Annotated in this window: 13 protein-coding genes; 3 read left to right on the top strand and 10 right to left on the bottom strand. The window is 71.3% G+C overall.

The genetic code is table 11. The annotated features are described in order from the left end of the window. Window positions 1–193: 193 nt before the first annotated feature. The gene (gene lepA, locus ACZ4SF_RS02625; protein ID WP_361244164.1) at window positions 194–2,068 is read right to left on the bottom strand and encodes a translation elongation factor 4; all 1,875 of its coding nucleotides are present in this window, start codon (window positions 2,066–2,068) and stop codon (window positions 194–196) included. Between the two features lie 225 nt (window positions 2,069–2,293). Here lepA and rpsT point away from each other — a divergent pair, with 225 nt between their 5' ends. Next, window positions 2,294–2,560, top strand: a complete 267-nt coding sequence (gene rpsT / locus ACZ4SF_RS02620; RefSeq protein ID WP_468377202.1) for a 30S ribosomal protein S20 — start codon at window positions 2,294–2,296, stop codon at window positions 2,558–2,560. A gap of 190 nt (window positions 2,561–2,750) precedes the next feature. On the opposite strand, the gene ACZ4SF_RS02615 is transcribed toward rpsT, so the two are convergent. The 9 genes from ACZ4SF_RS02615 to leuS form a co-directional block, all read right to left on the bottom strand. Then, window positions 2,751–3,146, bottom strand: a complete 396-nt coding sequence (locus tag ACZ4SF_RS02615; protein ID WP_468377199.1) for a nuclear transport factor 2 family protein — start codon at window positions 3,144–3,146, stop codon at window positions 2,751–2,753. A gap of 83 nt (window positions 3,147–3,229) precedes the next feature. Then, window positions 3,230–4,219, bottom strand: coding sequence for a DNA polymerase III subunit delta (gene holA / locus ACZ4SF_RS02610; protein ID WP_468377197.1), 990 nt, complete (start codon window positions 4,217–4,219; stop codon window positions 3,230–3,232). Window positions 4,220–4,352: 133 nt separating this feature from the next. Further along, window positions 4,353–4,598: a hypothetical protein gene (locus ACZ4SF_RS02605; RefSeq protein WP_468377194.1), complete on the bottom strand. Its 246-nt coding sequence runs from the start codon at window positions 4,596–4,598 to the stop codon at window positions 4,353–4,355. Between the two features lie 203 nt (window positions 4,599–4,801). After that, complete coding sequence (locus ACZ4SF_RS02600; protein ID WP_468377191.1) at window positions 4,802–5,641, bottom strand: arylamine N-acetyltransferase family protein; 840 nt, start codon at window positions 5,639–5,641, stop codon at window positions 4,802–4,804. A 121-nt stretch (window positions 5,642–5,762) separates the two neighbouring features. Next, complete coding sequence (locus tag ACZ4SF_RS02595) at window positions 5,763–8,582, bottom strand: ComEC/Rec2 family competence protein (RefSeq protein ID WP_468377188.1); 2,820 nt, start codon at window positions 8,580–8,582, stop codon at window positions 5,763–5,765. Next, entirely contained in the window at window positions 8,579–9,754 is a 1,176-nt protein-coding gene (locus ACZ4SF_RS02590; protein WP_468377185.1) for a ComEA family DNA-binding protein, read from the bottom strand. The genes ACZ4SF_RS02595 and ACZ4SF_RS02590 overlap by 4 nt, the downstream gene beginning before the upstream one ends. A 177-nt stretch (window positions 9,755–9,931) precedes the next feature. Next, window positions 9,932–10,777: a DegV family protein gene (locus ACZ4SF_RS02585; RefSeq protein WP_468377182.1), complete on the bottom strand. Its 846-nt coding sequence runs from the start codon at window positions 10,775–10,777 to the stop codon at window positions 9,932–9,934. Between the two features lie 72 nt (window positions 10,778–10,849). Continuing rightward, entirely contained in the window at window positions 10,850–11,587 is a 738-nt protein-coding gene (locus ACZ4SF_RS02580) for a hypothetical protein (RefSeq protein WP_468377179.1), read from the bottom strand. 186 nt (window positions 11,588–11,773) lie between these two features. Further along, the gene (gene leuS / locus ACZ4SF_RS02575) at window positions 11,774–14,647 is read right to left on the bottom strand and encodes a leucine--tRNA ligase (protein ID WP_468377176.1); all 2,874 of its coding nucleotides are present in this window, start codon (window positions 14,645–14,647) and stop codon (window positions 11,774–11,776) included. Window positions 14,648–15,049: 402 nt separating this feature from the next. Here leuS and ACZ4SF_RS02570 point away from each other — a divergent pair, with 402 nt between their 5' ends. Next, window positions 15,050–16,324, top strand: a complete 1,275-nt coding sequence (locus tag ACZ4SF_RS02570) for a cytochrome b/b6 domain-containing protein (RefSeq protein ID WP_468377173.1) — start codon at window positions 15,050–15,052, stop codon at window positions 16,322–16,324. Further along, complete coding sequence (locus tag ACZ4SF_RS02565; RefSeq protein WP_468377170.1) at window positions 16,321–17,931, top strand: NADH-ubiquinone oxidoreductase-F iron-sulfur binding region domain-containing protein; 1,611 nt, start codon at window positions 16,321–16,323, stop codon at window positions 17,929–17,931. Before ACZ4SF_RS02570 ends, ACZ4SF_RS02565 begins: the two co-directional genes overlap by 4 nt. Window positions 17,932–17,966 lie beyond the last annotated feature (35 nt).

Below are 17,966 nucleotides of genomic sequence, written 5' to 3'. Positions count from 1 at the left end.
GGGCTTCTTGTTTAACTCGCGAGTAACTATCGAGCAGGGATCAGGGTAAGGCGCGACCGCCCGCTGCGTAAGGGGCTTCGGCCTGTCACTTTCCCCTCGGAGCGACGCTCCGCGCGCACGGGGGCCCGCCGCGCTTTCGCACGACGGGCCCCCACATGACCGATTTGCGGACGTAACCGGGTGTTACCTCTGGTTACTTCTTGCCCTTGGCCGACCCCGCGCTGTCATCACTGGACAGGACGGCGATGAAGGCTTCCTGCGGAACCTCCACGGAACCCACCATCTTCATCCGCTTCTTGCCTTCCTTCTGCTTCTCCAGCAGCTTCCGCTTACGGGAGATGTCACCGCCGTAGCACTTGGCGAGGACGTCCTTGCGGATGGCACGGATGGTCTCGCGGGCGATGACCCGGGAGCCGATGGCGGCCTGCACCGGCACCTCGAACGCCTGCCGCGGGATCAGCTCCTTGAGCTTGGCGACGAGCCGCACGCCGTACGCGTAGGCCTGGTCCTTGTGGGTGATCGCCGAGAAGGCGTCCACCTTGTCGCCGTGCAGCAGGATGTCGACCTTGACCAGGCTGGAGGTCTGCTCGCCGGTGGGCTCGTAGTCGAGGGAGGCATAGCCGCGGGTCTTGGACTTCAGCTGGTCGAAGAAGTCGAAGACGATCTCGGCGAGCGGGAGGGTGTAGCGGATCTCGACCCGGTCCTCGGAGAGGTAGTCCATGCCGAGCAGGGTGCCGCGCCGGGTCTGGCACAGCTCCATGATCGAGCCGATGAACTCGGTCGGCGCCAGGATGGTGGCACGCACGACCGGCTCGTAGACCTCGTTGATCTTCCCCTCGGGGAACTCGCTCGGGTTGGTGACGGTGTGCTCGGAGCCGTCCTCCATGACCACGCGGTAGACCACGTTCGGCGCCGTGGCGATCAGGTCGAGGCCGAACTCGCGCTCCAGCCGCTCCCGGATCACGTCCAGGTGCAGCAGGCCGAGGAAGCCGACGCGGAAACCGAAGCCGAGGGCCGCGGAGGTCTCCGGCTCGTAGACCAGCGCGGCGTCGTTGAGCTGCAGCTTGTCCAGGGCCTCGCGCAGCTCCGGGTAGTCGGAGCCGTCCAGCGGGTACAGACCGGAGAAGACCATCGGCTTCGGGTCCTTGTAACCGCCGAGCGCCTCGGTCGCGCCCTTGCTCTGGCTGGTGACGGTGTCACCGACCTTGGACTGGCGGACGTCCTTCACTCCGGTGATGAGGTAACCCACCTCACCGACGCCGAGGCCGTCCGCCGGCAGCATCTCCGGAGAGCTGACGCCGATCTCCAGCAGCTCGTGCGTGGCGCCGGTCGACATCATCCTGATGCGCTCGCGCTTGTTGAGCTGGCCGTCGATGACACGGACGTACGTCACGACACCGCGGTACGAGTCGTAGACCGAGTCGAAGATCATCGCGCGGGCGGGGGCGTCGGCGACACCGACCGGAGCCGGGATCTCCTTCACGACCTTGTTCAGCAGCGCGTCCACGCCGAGACCGGTCTTCGCGGAGACCTTCAGCACGTCGTCCGGGTCGCATCCGACCAGGTTGGCCAGTTCCTCGGCGAACTTCTCCGGCTGGGCCGCCGGAAGGTCGATCTTGTTGAGGACCGGGATGATCGTGAGGTCGTTCTCCATCGCCAGGTAGAGGTTGGCGAGGGTCTGCGCCTCGATGCCCTGGGCGGCGTCGACGAGGAGGATGGTCCCCTCGCAGGCGGCCAGCGACCGCGAGACCTCATAGGTGAAGTCGACGTGCCCCGGGGTGTCGATCATGTTGAGGATGTGCGTCGTGCCCTGGTCGGGGCCCTCGGTCGGGGCCCAGGGCAGACGCACCGCCTGGGACTTGATCGTGATGCCGCGCTCGCGCTCGATGTCCATCCGGTCGAGGTACTGAGCACGCATCTGCCGCTGCTCGACCACACCGGTCAGCTGGAGCATCCGGTCGGCGAGAGTGGACTTGCCGTGGTCGATGTGCGCGATGATGCAGAAATTGCGGATCAGAGCCGGGGCGGTACGGCTCGGCTCGGGCACATGGTTAGGGGTCGCGGGCACGCAGGGTCCTGTCTCTTGAGGCGCCTTATGCCTCGGGTCGGATCGTTACGTAGTCTCCATGGTCCCACGGGGAGGGACCGGGGACCGTTTTGGGCCGCCCGGAAAGCCACTGGTACTGTAGATGGCTGTGCCTCATGCCCTCTCAGCGCGAGGCGCGACCGGAAAGTTTGGATCATCGGTACGGGACCCGTGCGGCCCCGCACCAGAACCTGAAAAGGCTCCTTCGTGGCGAACATCAAGTCCCAGATCAAGCGGATCAAGACCAACGAGAAGGCCCGGCAGCGCAACAAGGCCGTCAAGTCTTCCCTGAAGACCGCGATCCGCAAGGCCCGTGAGGCTGCTGCCGCGGGTGACGTCGAGAAGGCCACCGAGCTGCAGCGCGCTGCCGCGCGTGCGCTCGACAAGGCCGTCTCCAAGGGCGTCATCCACAAGAACCAGGCCGCCAACAAGAAGTCGGCGCTTGCTTCCAAGGTCACGTCCCTCAAGGGCTGAACCCCTTTTTTGATCTGACCGCCGGAAGGACCCAGAGCGGGCCCTCTCTCATCCGCTCCCGTCCGGCACCCACGAGCCTGTTCGCGGCCTGCGTTCGCCACGCGGGAGCGGGCTCATCAGCTTGATCCGAAGGCCTCGGTACCCTCCTTTCCCCAAGGCAGGTGCCGGGGCCTTCGGCATGCGCCCGGACTCAGCCCCAGAACCGGTCCTGCTTGTCGATGTCCTCGACACACTCGTCGATGTCGGTGATCTTGTCTCCGACGATCCGGAAGACGAGACAGCCGTCCCCGCGGAACCGCCTGCCCTCCCGCTCCGCGGTGACGTGGTGCAGGGCCACGGCATGCCCCCGGCCATCGACGTACACACTGCGCAGCTCGACCCGGAAGCTGCCGCCGGTCTCCTGGAACATCCGGCCGTACATCCCGATGACCGCGTCCTGGCCCTTGAAGTCCCCGGACAATGGGTGGCTGCCCGGCACATGATGGGTGACATCCGCCGTCATCAGTCCGCGCAGGGTGTCCATGTCGGAGCGGAGGAAAGCCTCGTAGCCCCTGCGGACGAGGGTCGCGTGCGGGTGTTCAGCCATGATGATCGCCACCTTTCCAGTGCGTCGGCGATGTACGGCTGATACGTACGATTTTCCTCGCCGACGGCTGCGGGGCGACCCGATCAGCCGCGGCCCCTGGACCGCGCGGCCCGGGCGATCGTCACGACCGCTTTCTCCAGCGCGTACTCGGGATCGTCCCCGCCCCCCTTCACCCCTGCGTCTGCCTCCGCCACCGCTCTGAGCGCCACCGCGACGCCGTCCGGCGTCCAACCCCGCATCTGCTGCCGCACCCGGTCGATCTTCCACGGCGGCATCCCCAGCTCCCGCGCCAGATCCGCCGGCCGCCCGCCCCGCGCCGAGGACAGCTTCCCGATCGCCCGCACGCCCTGTGCGAGCGCGCTGGTGATCATCACGGGTGCCACCCCGGTCGAGAGCGACCACCGAAGCGCCTCCAGCGCCTCAGCCGTACGCCCCTCCACGGCCCGGTCGGCCACCGTGAAGCTGGAGGCCTCGGCCCGCCCGGTGTAGTACCGCCCGACGACCGCCTCGTCGATGGTCCCTTCCACGTCGGCGACCAGCTGCGAGGCCGCCGAGGCCAGCTCCCGCAGATCACTGCCGATGGCGTCGCACAGCGCCTGGCACGCCTCAGGAGTCGCCGACCGGCCGAACGAGCGGAACTCCCCCCGGACGAAGGCCAGCCGGTCCGCCGGCTTGGTCATCTTCGGGCAGGCCACCTCCCGCGCCCCCGTCTTGCGCGCGGCGTCCAGCAGCCCCTTGCCCTTGGCGCCGCCGGCGTGCAGCAGCACGAGCGTGATCTCCTCGGCCGGCGAACCGAGGTACCCCTTCACGTCCTTGATCGTGTCCGCGGACAGGTCCTGCGCGTTGCGTACGACCACGACCTTGCGCTCGGCGAAGAGCGACGGGCTGGTCAGCTCGGCGAGCGTGCCGGGCTGCAGCTGGTCCGGGGTCAGGTCACGTACGTCCGTGTCGGCGTCGGCGGCCTTGGCGGCGGCCACCACCTCCTGCACGGCACGGTCGAGCAGGAGGTCCTCCTGGCCCACGGCAAGCGTCACCGGGGCGAGAGGGTCGTCATTCGCAGTCTTCCTGGCCATCGACCAAAGCATCCCACGGGACACTGACAACGAACCGGCCTACATACCCTGACCGACCCCGGAGCGCACCCCGAGTCGGTCCCGGAGCGCGGCTTGGGTCGGTCCCGGAGCGCGGCCCGGATCGGTCCCGGGGTCAGGGCTCCTCGCGCCAGCCGTCCCACTCCCCCGCGAACGCGTCCAGTTCGGCGGGATCGAGCCGCTCGGCCTCGTCACGCAGGACCACCAGCCACTGGGCGTCCTCGGCGTCGTCCTCGCCGGCCAGCGCGTCCCGGACGAGCCGGGGCTCCTCGTCGATCCCGAACCGCTGCCCGAGCGCCTCGGCCGCCTCCTCGGCGGCATCGCGGTCGGGCAGCACCAGCACGTGTCTCACATCGCTCACGCGCCCATTCTCCGGCACCGCAGCGGGGCCGAAACGGCAGGTCAGGACTCGCGGGGGGACCGGTCGTGGATCGAAGCGCCGGGGCAGGACTCACGGGAACTGGTCGTGGCCCGATGCCCCGGATCAGGGCTCGCAGGGCTGGTCAGTATCGCGGGACCCGGGAGCTGGTCGTGGCCCGAAGCGCCGGGGCAGGGCTCGCAGCGTCAGGTCGCGGCCTGCTCGGGGCTTCGTACGGTCGGCACGCGGCTCAGCTCGATACCGAAGCACTCCCGGTAGACCGTCAGAACCTCGTCGTCCGTCGCCAGTTCCCGCGCCTCGTGCGTACCGTCCGCGGCAGTCGTCTTCAGCCTGCGTCCGCTGAGCGTGATCCTCCCTCCGTCCTCGGTGACCCGTGAGCAGATCAGTGACCGGGTGAAGTGCGACAGCGGCGAGGTGCTGTGCCACCAGGCGCCGGCCGCGAAATCTCCGAGCGCCCGGGGGCGGATCTCCAGCCGGTACTGCGGCGTGCCATCTCGCACGACGTCCAGGTCCCCGGCGCCCGTCACATCACCGCCGCGTACCCCGGCCGCATCCGGCCCGGCCTGAACCAGCCGGAAGGTGCCAGCGGGGTCGTCCTGCTCGCCACGTTCCGCAAAAGCCAGCGGGTAGTGGCTGTGCGCCCCGAACCCGACGTCGGCGAGCCAGGTGTCCCCGTCCGCCGTCCGCACCCGCAGCGCGAGATGGTCGTAGGGGATCCCGAGCCGCCCCTCATCGCCGTACACACGTCCCGCGAGCAGCTCCACCTCGTAACCGAGGGCGGTGAGCAACGTCCCGAACGCGCCGTTCAGTTCGTAGCAGAAGCCGCCCCGCCGGGCTTCGGTCACCTTGTCCAGCAGCCGCTTCTCCTCCAGCGCGATCTCCTCACCGAGGTGGACCGACAAGTTCTCGAAGGGGACGGTGCGCAGATGGCGCAGGTGCAGTTCGCGCAGCGCCTCGCTGGTGGGCCGCTGCGGGCGGGCGATACCGAGTCGCCGGAGATAGGCGTCAACCTGTGCTGATGTCATGATCCCAGTCTGGGCCGCAGCCGGGGAACGTGTCCTGGTCTTTTTCCTCCCCAGCCGCCTGCGGTCCGTTCTCGGCCGTCCTTCCTCTCCGGTCCCTTTCTCAGTCCGTTCTCTCCAGTCCCTACTCTCCGCCCTCTCTTTCCGGTGCTCCCAGCTCGGGCCAGTTCCCTCTCGTCACTTGCATGTCGCCGTTCCTGCCCCCGGTCCCGGTCACCGCGAGCGGCCCGTCCCGGTCGGTGCGCAGGACCACCGCGCCACCTGTCCGCAGCGCGGCCACGGTCGTCGGCGCCGGGTGGCCGTACGGGTTGTCTGCGCCGACGGACACGAGTGCGACCCGGGGAGCGGTGAGGCGTATCAGCTCCGGGTCCTGGTAGGCCGAGCCGTGATGGGCCACCTTCAGCACATCCACTCCGGTCAGCTCGGCCGCCCCCGGGGACCGCAACAGTGCCTGCTGGGCGGGAGGTTCGAGATCTCCGAGCAACAGCAGCCGCAGCCCGCCCGTGCGCACCAGCAGCGTGACGCTGGCGTCGTTCGGCCCTTCCGGCGCGAAGCCGGCGCCGCCCGGCCAGGGCGCGGGCGCGGCCTGGGACGCCCGCGCGCCGGAGGACGGCGGTGCGCCGGAGGACGGCGGTGCGCCCTGCGGCGGCCACAGCACCCGCCAGGCGAGCGGTCCGGCGCGCCGCTCCTCCCCCGCGGCTGCCGCCGTGACCGGGATGCGCCGTGCGGCGGCCTCTCTCGCGACGAACGCTGCCTGGTCCGCCGGTTCGGCGAACCCCGTGGTCTCGATGGCGGCCACCGAACGTCCCCGCAGAACACCGGGCAGGCCCGCCACATGGTCGGCGTGGAAGTGGGTGAGGATCAGGAGAGGGATGCGGGTGATGCCCAGCTGCCGCAGACACCGGTCGACCAGCGCCGGGTCGGGTCCGGCGTCCACGACCACTCCGGTGCCCTCGCCTGCCGCCAGCACGGTCGCGTCGCCCTGTCCGACGTCGCACATCGCGAACCGCCAGCCCGGCGGCGGCCAGCCCGTGATCACCCGGGTCAGCGGCGCCGGCCGGGTCACCAGCAGCACGAGCAGCACCCCGAGCACCCCGCACCACCAGGGGTGCCGCACCAGTCTCCGTCCGGCCAGGACGAAGGCCACGGTGACCGCCGCGAGCGCCACGGCGCCGAGCTGGCTCCCCGGCCAGTCCACTCCGGCGCCGGGCAGCGCCGCCCCGGTCCGGGCGACCCCTGTGATCCACCCGGCGGGCCACCTCGCACACCAGGCCAACGCCTTGGCGACCGGCATGGCCACCGGTGCCGTCGCGAGCGCCGCGAACCCCAGCACCGTGGCCGGTGCCACCGCCACCTCGGCCAGCAGGTTGCACGGCACCGCCACCAGGCTCACCCGGGCCGACAGCACCGCCACGACCGGCGCGCACACGGCCTGCGCCGCGGCAGCCGCCGCCAGCGCCTCGGCGAGCCGCGGTGGCACCCGGCGCCGTCGCAACGCCTCGCTCCAGCCCGGCGCCAGCACCAGCAGCGCGCCGGTGGCCAGGACGGACAGCAGGAAGCCGTAACTGCGGGCCAGCCACGGGTCGTACAGGACGAGCAGCAGGACGGCCGTGGCCAACGCCGGGACGAGCGACCTGCGCCGTCCCGTGGCCAGGGCGAGCAGGGCGACCGCGCCGCAGGCGGCGGCCCGCAGCACGCTGGGGTCGGGCCGGCAGACGACCACGAATCCCAGCGTCAGCGCTCCCGCGAGCAGGGCCGTCGCTCGTAGGGAGAGGCCCAGGCGTGGGGCCAGGCCACGGCGCTCGGCCCGCTGAGCCAGGCCGGACGGCCCGATGAGCAGCGCGAGCAGGATGGTGAGGTTGCTGCCGGACACGGCGAGCGTGTGCGCGAGGTCCGTCTCCTGGAAGGCGCGGTCCAGTTCGGGCGTGATCCGTGAGGTGTCCCCGACGACCAGCCCGGGCAGCAGCGCCCGTGCGTCTCCCGGCAGGTCCTCGGTCGCTTCCCTCAGCCCGGCCCTGAGCCGCGCCGCCAGCCGTTGCGGCCCGTTCGGCCCCGCCACGATCCGCGGCTGCGGCCGACCGCGCACCCGCAGCACGGCTGCGGTCCGGTCACCGCTCGTCAGCGCGGGCGCCAGCCGCCCGCCCATGTGCAGCCGCGTGGACGGCACCAGTCCGAGCCAGGCCGCACGCCCGTGCGCCCTCTTCTGTCCGGCACCGGCCGTTGGTGGCTCGGCGCTCCGGATGCCCGTGGCACCGCCCGCGGGCGCCGGCACGTCCGCGTCGACGATCAGCAGCAGGGGAGTCCGCGTCCGCACCCGACTCCCGTCGGCCTCCTCGATACTGCGCACTTCCACCCGCACCAGCACGGCGACGGGCGCCGCATGGTCGCCGAGCACCCGCGGCCGGCTCAGCCAGGGGTCGCCGGTCACCTCCACCTCGGCGGCCACGGTCGTGAACCTCCGGGCCAGCTCGGGCACCGGCCCGCGGCGGACGTCTGCCCCGTGCAGCCCTGCGGAGCCGGCTGCCGCGGCGATGCAGAGCAACATCGCGGCGACGGCGGCCCGAGCCCAGCCGAACCGGCCACGCGCCCACGTGCCCCACGCCACCCTGCTGTCCGGCGCGGCTCTCCCTGCCGCCCGTCGGAGCGGCACCGCTCCACCGGCCCCTGCCGTTTCGCACGCCCACGGACCCGACCCGGACCGGCGGCTCCGCCGGCCCCCTCCCGGCCGCCGCACCACCAGCAGGGTCACTCCCCCGGCCAGGCACACCACCACGATCCCGACGGTCCAGGCCACCGGTGCGTCCAGGGTCAGGGCCGCCGTGGCCCAGGCCGCGAGTGCAGGCGGCACCAGGCGCAGGTCCATGGGGTCCGTGCGGCCGGTGCGCGCGGTCGCGTGCTCCTCGGGGTCCGAGCGCGGGGCCGTCTCGTCCCACGCGCGGTTCACGGCTGTACCAGGTCACGCAGATCGGTGAAGCGGCGGTCGCCGATGCCGTTGACCTGGCGTAGTTCGTCCACCGAGCGAAAGCCTCCGTGCCGGGTGCGGTAGTCGATGATGTGCTGGGCCAGCACCGGGCCGACTCCGGGCAGAGCGTCGAGCTGCTCAGCGGTGGCCGTGTTGAGGGAGACCGGCGCCGTGGGGCCCGCGCCTGCCGCTCCGGACAGCGGTCCCGCCGCGGGGGCGGGCTGAGCGGCGGCTCCGGCGGAGGCGCCGACGAGGATCTGTTCGCCGTCGACCAGGAAGCGGGCGCGGTTGAGTCCTTCCGTGCTCGTGCCCGGCCGGACTCCGCCCGCCGCCCGCAGCGCGTCGGCCACCCGTGCGCCGGCCGGCAGCTGCCGGATCCCCGGTTTCCGGACCTTGCCGCTGACGTCCACGACGACCGACGCGCCCGGTGTCGCCGACGGGCCGACCGCCGCACCGCCCCTGCGTACTTCGTTCTCCTTGGCCGACGGGGCCCCGGCGCGCACCACCTGAGGAGCGCTCACGGGCTGGGGCCGCCCCGTCCAGAAGTGCTGCACGGCGAAGGCGGCGGCGGCCACGAGCACCACGGCGAGGGCCAGGGCGCCCCGCCGCTCCACCCCGCACCGTGCATGCAGCCACACCGGCATCCGCTCGCGCAGCGCCAGTCCGGCCCGCTCCCGCCAGTCCGGGATCCCGGGTCCTCGCGACTTCCGGGACCACACCTCACCGGCCCGTTGCGGTTCTGGTGTGCTGCCGTGTGCCGAGGTGTGTGTGGTCGCCTCGGCCGGTGTCATGGCCGGCTCGGGGCAACCGTCGATGTCCGGCGGCGCGTTCCCCGACTCCCGCCACTGCACGGCGCGTTCACCGAAGAGGAGTTCCGCCCGTCGGCGCAGTTCGTCCCCGGCTGCGGGCGAGCGGTGCCGGGCGCGGCGGTCGGTGGACCGGCCCTGCTCGGTGGGCCGGCCCTGCTCGGTGGACCGGCCCCGCTCGGTGGACCGGCCCCGCTCGGTGGACCGGCCCCGCTCGGTGGACCGACGATGTGCGGCGAACCGGCGGTGCTCGGTGGACCGACGGTGACGGGACCGGCTGTCGGAGGCAGGCCCACGGCCCGGGCCGCTGGTGGGAATTGCTGTGCGTGAACGTGATCGAAGAGCCATAGGACGAGGATGGATCATTCCACCGAATGGCGATGATCTTGGTCAATTCCGGTGGAGAGTCCCAGAGTTGTGGAAAACTCCGCCACCCGAACGAGCGAGGGCCGCCACGGCAGTAAGCTGACGCAGCCCCCGGGCACGACGGAACCCGACGGACGGCCAAAGCCGGCAACCCCCGCGTCAGCGAGGTGAGACGACCGCGCCCAGCAGCCCCGGCCCGGTGTGCGCCCCGATCACCGCTCCGACCTCACTGACATGAAGGTCGGTCAGGCCCGGAACGCGTTCCCGCAGCCGGTCCGCGAGTGCGGCGGCACGGTCCGGGGCCGCGAGGTGGTGGACGGCGATGTCGACCTCACCGCTGCCCGCCCGCTCGGCGGCCAGTTCCTCCAGGCGTGCGATCGCCTTGGAGGCCGTACGGACCTTCTCGAGCAACTCGATGCGTCCGCCGTCCAGCTGGAGCAGGGGTTTGACGGCCAGGGCGGAGCCGAGCAAGGCTTGAGCGGCTCCGATGCGGCCGCCGCGGCGCAGATAGTCGAGGGTGTCGACGTAGAAGAAGGCGGACGTGCCCGCGGCTCGCTTCTCGGCGGCCGTGACGGCCTCGTCGACCGTTCCGCCGGCCTCCGCGGTCTCGGCCGCGGCGAGCGCGCAGAAACCGAGCGCCATCGCGACCATCCCGGTGTCCACCACCCGCACGGGCACCGGTGCCTCCCGTGCGGCGAGGACCGCGGCGTCGTAGGTGCCGGACAGCTCGGCCGACAGGTGCAGGGAGACGATGCCGCCCGCGCCGGACTCGGCGACCCGGCGGTAGGTCTCGGCGAACACCTGGGGGCTGGGGCGGGAGGTGGTGACGGAGCGCCGCTTCTGCAGCGCCTGGGCGAGGGAGCGGGTCGAGATCTCGGTGCCCTCTTCCAGGGCCCGGTCGCCGAGCACCACGGTCAACGGGACCGTGGTGATGCCGTGGCGCTCCATCGTCCGGGGCGGCAGGTAGGCCGTTGAATCGGTGACGATCGCGACATGGCGGGACATGACCTGGAGGTTACCTGGCGTACTGCTCGCGCGGCAGCCCGGCCCCTGATGTGCAGCCCTGGAGCGGCCTGCTCATGTGGTGCTCTCTGGGCGGGGTTTCTTCTGCCAGGGAGAGGTGGGGCGCCAGGACGGCGGGGCGATCGCCTCGGGGGGCGGCTCCTCGGCGGGCCGGGGACCGGGGGCCTTCGGCCGCTTCTCCTGCGCAGCCTGGGCGTTTGCGGTGTGCGCGGCGGAAGCGCCGGGCTGCTGCGGGGAGGCCTGGGCGGAATCGGTCCAGTGGCGCAGAGCGTCCGCTTCGATGTCGATCTGTGCGCTGAGGGTGCCGAGGTCGTCGTCGGCGAAGCGGTGGGCGCGGTCGCGGACGGCCCAGCGCAGGGAGTCCGCGGACTTGGTGATGCGCTCGGTGCGGCTGCGCAGCTCGGGCAGACGCGCGGCGAGCGTGGCCCGGTCCGGCTCGGACTCCAGGCGCTTGAGGTCGGCGTCCAGCTCGTGACCATGTGCGCTGAGCCGTTCGAAGAGGCCGAGGGACTCCTTCAGGGACTCGTCCTCGGCCGCGCCGGCGTGCAACGCGTCCTGAGTGGCGCGCATCGAGGTGCGCAGCGCGAGCCGCAGCTGGGCGATCTCGCCGGCCGGTCCTACCTGGGCGAAGGACTTGGCGCGCAGGGTGTGGTCCTCGACCGTGCGGCGGGCCTGCGCGACGGTCCGGTCCACACCGCGCTTGGCGGCGCCGACGGCCTTGACCGTGGCGTACGCCCCCAGGACGACGAAGACCAGGAAGAGCAGGGCGAACACGGTCAGCACTACCTCCATGACGCTCATCCTCCGATTCCGGTACGGCCCGAGCCGCTGCGCTCTCCACGGTAAACGCACCGGGCAGGCCCGGAGTTCCAGCTGAACCCCGAACCTGCCCGTAGGGGACTACCCCGACCCCGACGCCGACGGCACCCGGCACCCGACGCCGACGGCACCCGGCACCCGGCACCCGGCACCCGATGATCAGGCCGGGACGATGTTCACCAGCTTCGGCGCCCGCACGATCACCTTGCGGATGCCCGCGCCGCCCAGCGCCGCGACGACCTTCTCGTCGGCCAGCGCCACCTTCTCCAGCTCCTCCTCGGAGATGGCGGGCGGCACCTCCAGCCGGGCCTTGACCTTGCCCTTGATCTGCACGACGCAGGTCACGGTCTCGTCGACCACGTAGGCCGGGTCGGCGACCGGGAAGTCCCGGTGGACCACCGAGTCGGTGTGGCCCAGCTTGCGCCACAGTTCCTCGGCGATGTGCGGGGCCAGCGGCGCGACCATCAGCACCAGCGGCTCGGCCACGGACCGCGGCACCGCGCCGCCGGCCTTGGTCAGGTGGTTGTTCAGCTCGGTGACCTTGGCGATGGCGGTGTTGAAGCGCAGGCCCTCCAGGTCCTGGCGCACGCCGTCGATGGCCTTGTGCAGGGCGCGCAGGGTGTCGTCGTCGGCCTCGGCGTCGGTGACGGTGACCTCGCCGGTGTTCTCGTCGACGATGTTGCGCCACAGCCGCTGCAGCAGCCGGAACTGGCCGACCACCGCGCGCGTGTCCCACGGCCGGGAGACGTCCAGCGGGCCCATGGCCATCTCGTACAGGCGCAGCGTGTCGGCGCCGTACTCGGCGGCGATCTCGTCCGGAGTCACCGCGTTCTTCAGGGACTTGCCCATCTTGCCCAGCAGGCGGCTGACCTGCTCGCCCTCGTGGTAGTAGGCGCCGTCGCGCTCCTCCACCTCGGCGGCGGGCACCGCGATGCCCCGGCTGTCGCGGTAGACGTAGGCCTGGATCATGCCCTGGTTGAACAGCTTGTGGAACGGCTCCGCGGAGGAGACGTGGCCCAGGTCGAACAGGACCTTGGACCAGAAGCGCGCGTACAGCAGGTGCAGCACGGCGTGCTCGGCGCCGCCGACGTACAGGTCGACACCGCCGTGCGGCAGACCCTCGCGCGGGCCCATCCAGTACCGCTCGATCTCCGGGTCGACCAGCTGCCGGTCGTTGTGCGGGTCCAGGTAGCGGAACTCGTACCAGCAGGAACCGGCCCAGTTGGGCATGGTGTTGGTCTCGCGGCGGTACTTCTTGGGGCCGTCGCCCAGGTCCAGGGTGACGTTGACCCATTCCTCGTTGCGCGACAGCGGGGTCTCGGGCTGGGTGTCGGCGTCGTCCGGGTCGAAGGTGCGCGGGCTGTAGTCCTCGACCTCGGGCAGCTCCAGCGGCAGCATCGACTCGGGCAGCGCGTGGGCGGTGCCGTCCTCGTCGTAGACGATCGGGAAGGGCTCGCCCCAGTAGCGCTGGCGGCTGAACAGCCAGTCACGCAGCCGGAAGTTGACGGTGCCCTCGCCGATGCCCTTGCGCTCCAGCCATTCGGTGATGCGCGCCTTGGCGTCGACCACGCCCAGGCCGTTCAGCCTCACGTCGTCGCTGTCGGAGTTGACGATCTTCGCGTCGTACGACACGAACGCGTCGTCCCAGCCGGCCGGATCGGTGCCGCGGCCGTCCGTGGGCTCGACCACGCAGCGGATCGGCAACTCGAAGGCGCGCGCGAAGGCGAAGTCGCGGCTGTCGTGCCCGGGGACGGCCATGATCGCGCCGGTGCCGTAGCCCATCAGGACGTAGTCGGCGATGAAGACGGGGACCTGCTCGCCGTTGACCGGGTTGGTCGCGAACGTGCCGGTGAAGACGCCGGTCTTGTCCTTGGCCTCGGCCTGCCGCTCGACGTCGGACTTCGAGGCGGCCTGCGCGCGGTACGCGGCGACGGCTTCGGCGGGGGTGGCGTGGCCGCCGGTCCACACCTCGTGCGTGCCCTCGGGCCACGCCTCGGGGGTGAACTTGTCGACCAGCGGGTGCTCCGGCGCCAGCACCATGTAGGTCGCGCCGAACAGGGTGTCCGGGCGGGTGGTGAAGACCGTGATGCGCTCGCCGTCGATCGGGAAGTCGACGCGGGCGCCCTCGCTGCGGCCGATCCAGTTGCGCTGCTGCAGCTTGATGGCCTCGGGCCAGTCCAGCTCCTCCAGGTCCTCCAGCAGCCGGTCGGCGTAGGCGGTGATGCGCATGTTCCACTGGCGCAGCTTGGCCTTGAAGACCGGGAAGTTGCCGCGCTCGGAACGGCCGTCGGCGGTGACCTCCTCGTTGGCCAGCACGGTGCCCAGGCCGGGGCACCAGTTGACGGGCGCGTCGGAGGCGTAGGCCAGGCGGTACTCGCCCAGGACGTCGGCACGCTCGGCGGCGGTCAGCTCGTTCCACGCGCGCGTGGAGCCCGGAATCGCGCGCTCACCGGACTCGAACTGGGCGATCAGCGCGGAGACCGGGCGGGCCTTCTTCGCCTCTTCGTCGTACCAGGAGTTGAAGATCTGCAGGAAGATCCACTGGGTCCACTTGTAGTACTCCGGGTCGATCGTGGCGAACGACCGGCGCTTGTCGTGGCCCAGGCCCAGCCGGCGCAGCTGGGCCTTCATGTTCTCGATGTTGGCCTCGGTGGACACGCGCGGGTGCGTGCCGGTCTGCACGGCGTACTGCTCGGCGGGCAGGCCGAAGGCGTCGAAGCCCAGGGTGTGCAGGACGTTGTGGCCGGTCATGCGCTGGAACCGGGCGTAGACGTCGGTGGCGATGTAGCCCAGCGGGTGGCCGACGTGCAGGCCCGCACCGGAGGGGTACGGGAACATGTCCATGATGAACTTCTTGGGCTTGGCGACCAGATCGGCGTCGCCCGCCAGGTCGCCCGTGGGGTTCGGCGCCGCGTAGGTGCCGTCGACGTCCCAGAAGTCCTGCCAGCGTGCCTCGATGTCGGCTGCCATGGCGGCCGTGTAGCGGTGCGGCGCCGCCACCTCGGCGGTGGCAGCGGGGTTCGTCTCGCTCATGATCCTCAAAGCTCCATCGATCGTCTCTGCCTGCGGAAACGAAAAATCCCCTCGCACAGGAGGGGACGCCGCGCCGATGCCGACCTCACGGCTGACCGGAGGGTCGGTACTGATCAGCGCGGCCCGCTAAGCAGAAGGCGTACGGCACGCATGTCGGTAGGGTACCGCAGCCCTTGAGCAAGCCGCGACGCGCTTCCGTATCCCTGATGGACATGTCACGAAGCCCGCCGGAACTGAACAGAGGTCAACAATTACTTCGCGTACCGTCCCCTAAGGGACACCGCCCCAGTCGCATTGTCTGTTGATAACAACGCAATAACTCAAACCCCGTACTGATCGGTATGGCGCCACTTAGAGTGCGGCAGCGGGACCGCTTTCCCGAAACTGCTCGGAGTTGCCCCCATGAACCCTCGTCGTAGTACCAGCTCGCTCCCCAAACCCGGCCGGTCGGCCTATGGGGTTGCGTCCGCTGTCGTCCTGCTGCTGATACCCGTGATCGTGCTGGTCGGAGGCAGCCAGTTCCGCGAGTTCCTCAACTTCGGCGCGGGCGTGCTGTCCCTCGTCTCGCTGAGCTGCTCGGTGATCTGGGGCCTGTTCGCCCAGGACCGGATCTTCCTGAACACACGCCAGCGGATCATCGGCCAGGCGGTGCACCGGACGACCGCGGTCGCCTCGATCGCGTTCCTGTTGCTGCACATCACCACCAAGATCGCGCTGGACCACACCCAGCTGATCGCCGCGATCATCCCGTTCTCGCTCGGCCTCACCGGACTCGGCGGTCTGATCGGACTGGGCTCGCTGGCCGGCCTGCTGATGATCTTCGTGGGCATCACCGGGGCCCTGCGCAGCAACTTCGCCACGCCGGCCCCGGTCGCGGCCCGCTGGCGGGCCATGCACATGCTGGCCTACCCGGCCTGGTGTGCGGCGCTGATCCACGGCCTCTACGCGGGTCGCTCGGCCAAGCCGGTCTTCGTGATCCTCTACAGCCTCTCCCTGCTCGGTGTGATGGGCGCCCTCGCCCTGCGCGCGGCCCCGCGCCCGGTCAAGCGCAAGGTCGCCGACCGGCTGGTGGCGCTGTTCGGCAGCTCCGAGCGGCCCGGGCTCGACGAGCTGGACGCGAGCCGCTCCCGGGTGGCCGATGCGGGACTGTCCGGTTTCGAGGCCCGGCGGGAGCCGAGGCCGGGCCCCGCCGAGACGGCCTCCAACCCCCTCTACCAGACCCCGGCCGCCGAGCCCCCCTCCGGCTTCGCGGCGGCCTACCGCGCGGTGTCGACGCCGGGCCGCCCCCAGCAGTCCTTCGCGGCTGCCCCGACCACCCGGATGGACCTGCCACTGGACCTCCAGGCCACGGAGGCGATCCCGCGCGTGGACGGCCCCTCCAGCACCTCGGGCAGCTGGCCGATCCCGTCTCCGCCGCCGGTCGGCGAGGCCCCGCCGTCCGCGTACGACCCGCTGCAGGACACCGGATACACCATCCCTGCCTACGGCAATCCGGGCGCCGCCGGATACGCCGGAAGTGACGTGTACGACACCGGTGAGACAAACGGCTTCTACAGCACGTACAACCCGAGTGACACGTACAACAGCGGTCCCGCCACCGAAACGCTGCCCGGCTCGTCCTACGAGGCACCGGGTTCGGGCGAACCTTGGAACACGCCTTCCGGAGGCTTTAAGTGAACGAGGCCCTGCCCGACGTCCCAGAAGTCCGTGTGGTCGGACTTCCCCAGCTCACGTCGGGCTTCGACCTTGTGGAGCGACTCGACCTGCCCATGCACCTGAAGGTGCACGGGCCACTCGACCCGCTCGGCGGCGAGCAGCTCGCCCAGCTCGCCGAACGCATCAACCTCAAGGGCCGCGGCGGCGCCGGCTTCCCCTTTCACAAGAAACTGCGCTCGGTCGCCGAGTCGGCGATCAAGCGCGGGGTGCGGCCGGTCGTCGTGGTCAACGGCAGCGAGGACGAACCGGCCTGCCGCAAGGACACGGTGCTCATCAACCGCGCCCCGCACCTGATCCTGGACGGCGCGCTGCTGTGCGCCGAGGCGCTCGGCGCCCGCACGCTCGTCATCGGCGTCACCCGGGAGTCCACGCAGCGCTCGATGGAGGCCGCGCTCGCCGAACGAGGTCTGAGCAACAGCCGTAGATCGGCGCTGCGCGCGTGGGTGCAGCGCAATCCCGTACGCATGGTCACCGGCGCCGCCGCCTCCCTGATCCGCTCGATCGACGGCGGCCCGGCGATCCCGCCCGGCCGCAAGATCAGCGCCTCGCAGACCGGCGTCGGCGGGGCGCCCACTCTGCTGTCGAACGCGGAGACGTTCGCGCAGCTGGCCATCGCCGCCCGGATCGGCCCGGAGCGCTACGGCAACACCGGCCTGTACGACGAGCCGGGCACCGTCATGCTCACCGTGTCCGGCGCGGTCGCCCGCCCGATGGTGCTCGAGGTCCCCACGGGCGTGCCGCTGCGCTACGTACTGCAGCTGGCGGGTGCCCCGCCGATGCCGCAGGGCGTGCTGACCGGCGGCTATCACGGCAAGTGGATCGATGCGGCGACCGTCGACGAGGCGGTCGTCTCCCGTAACTCGCTCGACGCGGTGGGCGGTTCGCTGGGTGCGGGCGCCATCCTGCCGATCAGCCAGGAGACCTGCCCGCTGGGCGAGTCGCTGCGGGTGGCGCAGTGGCTGGCCGAGGAGAGCGCCGGCCAGTGCGGGCCCTGCTACCTCGGACTGCCCGCCGCCGCGCGCGGGCTGGAGGACATCCTCAACGGTGGCGGACCGGCCGCCCTGGAGGCGCTGAAGCAGGTCGCGAAGAACGTCAAGCGGCGCGGGGCGTGTTCGCACCCCGACGGCTCGGCGATGTTCCTGGAGTCGACCATCAAGGCGTTCACCGACGACCTGGCCGCCCACGTCCTCGGAAACGGCTGCGGAAGGCCCGTGGAAGGCGTTCTGCCGCTCTTCGAGGGGGGCAGGGCCCCAGCAGGCATCGCGGGCGGCTCGGAGCCCGAGGAGACCGGCGGCAGCCGCCAGAAGATCTACGTCGACTGGACGCTGTGCCGGGGCCACGGACTGTGCGCGGACATCCTCCCGGAGGTGTTCGAACTGGGCGCCGACGGCTTCCCGACCGTCGCCCAGGCGCAGGTGCCGCGCTATGCGGAGGCGAAGGCGCTGCGCGCGGTGCGCCGCTGCCCGGCACTGGCCCTGCGCATCGAGGAGGACACGCGCGGGCAGGCGCCGACGCGCAATCTGCCGGTCCTCTCCCAGGGCCGCGGCCGGCGCGCTCTGGGCCGCTGAGCCCACCAGTACGGCGGGTCACCCGGACCGGGTGA

Source organism: Streptomyces sp. NPDC027663 (assembly GCF_055566415.1).
This window is presented reverse-complemented; position numbering and strand designations above follow the sequence as displayed.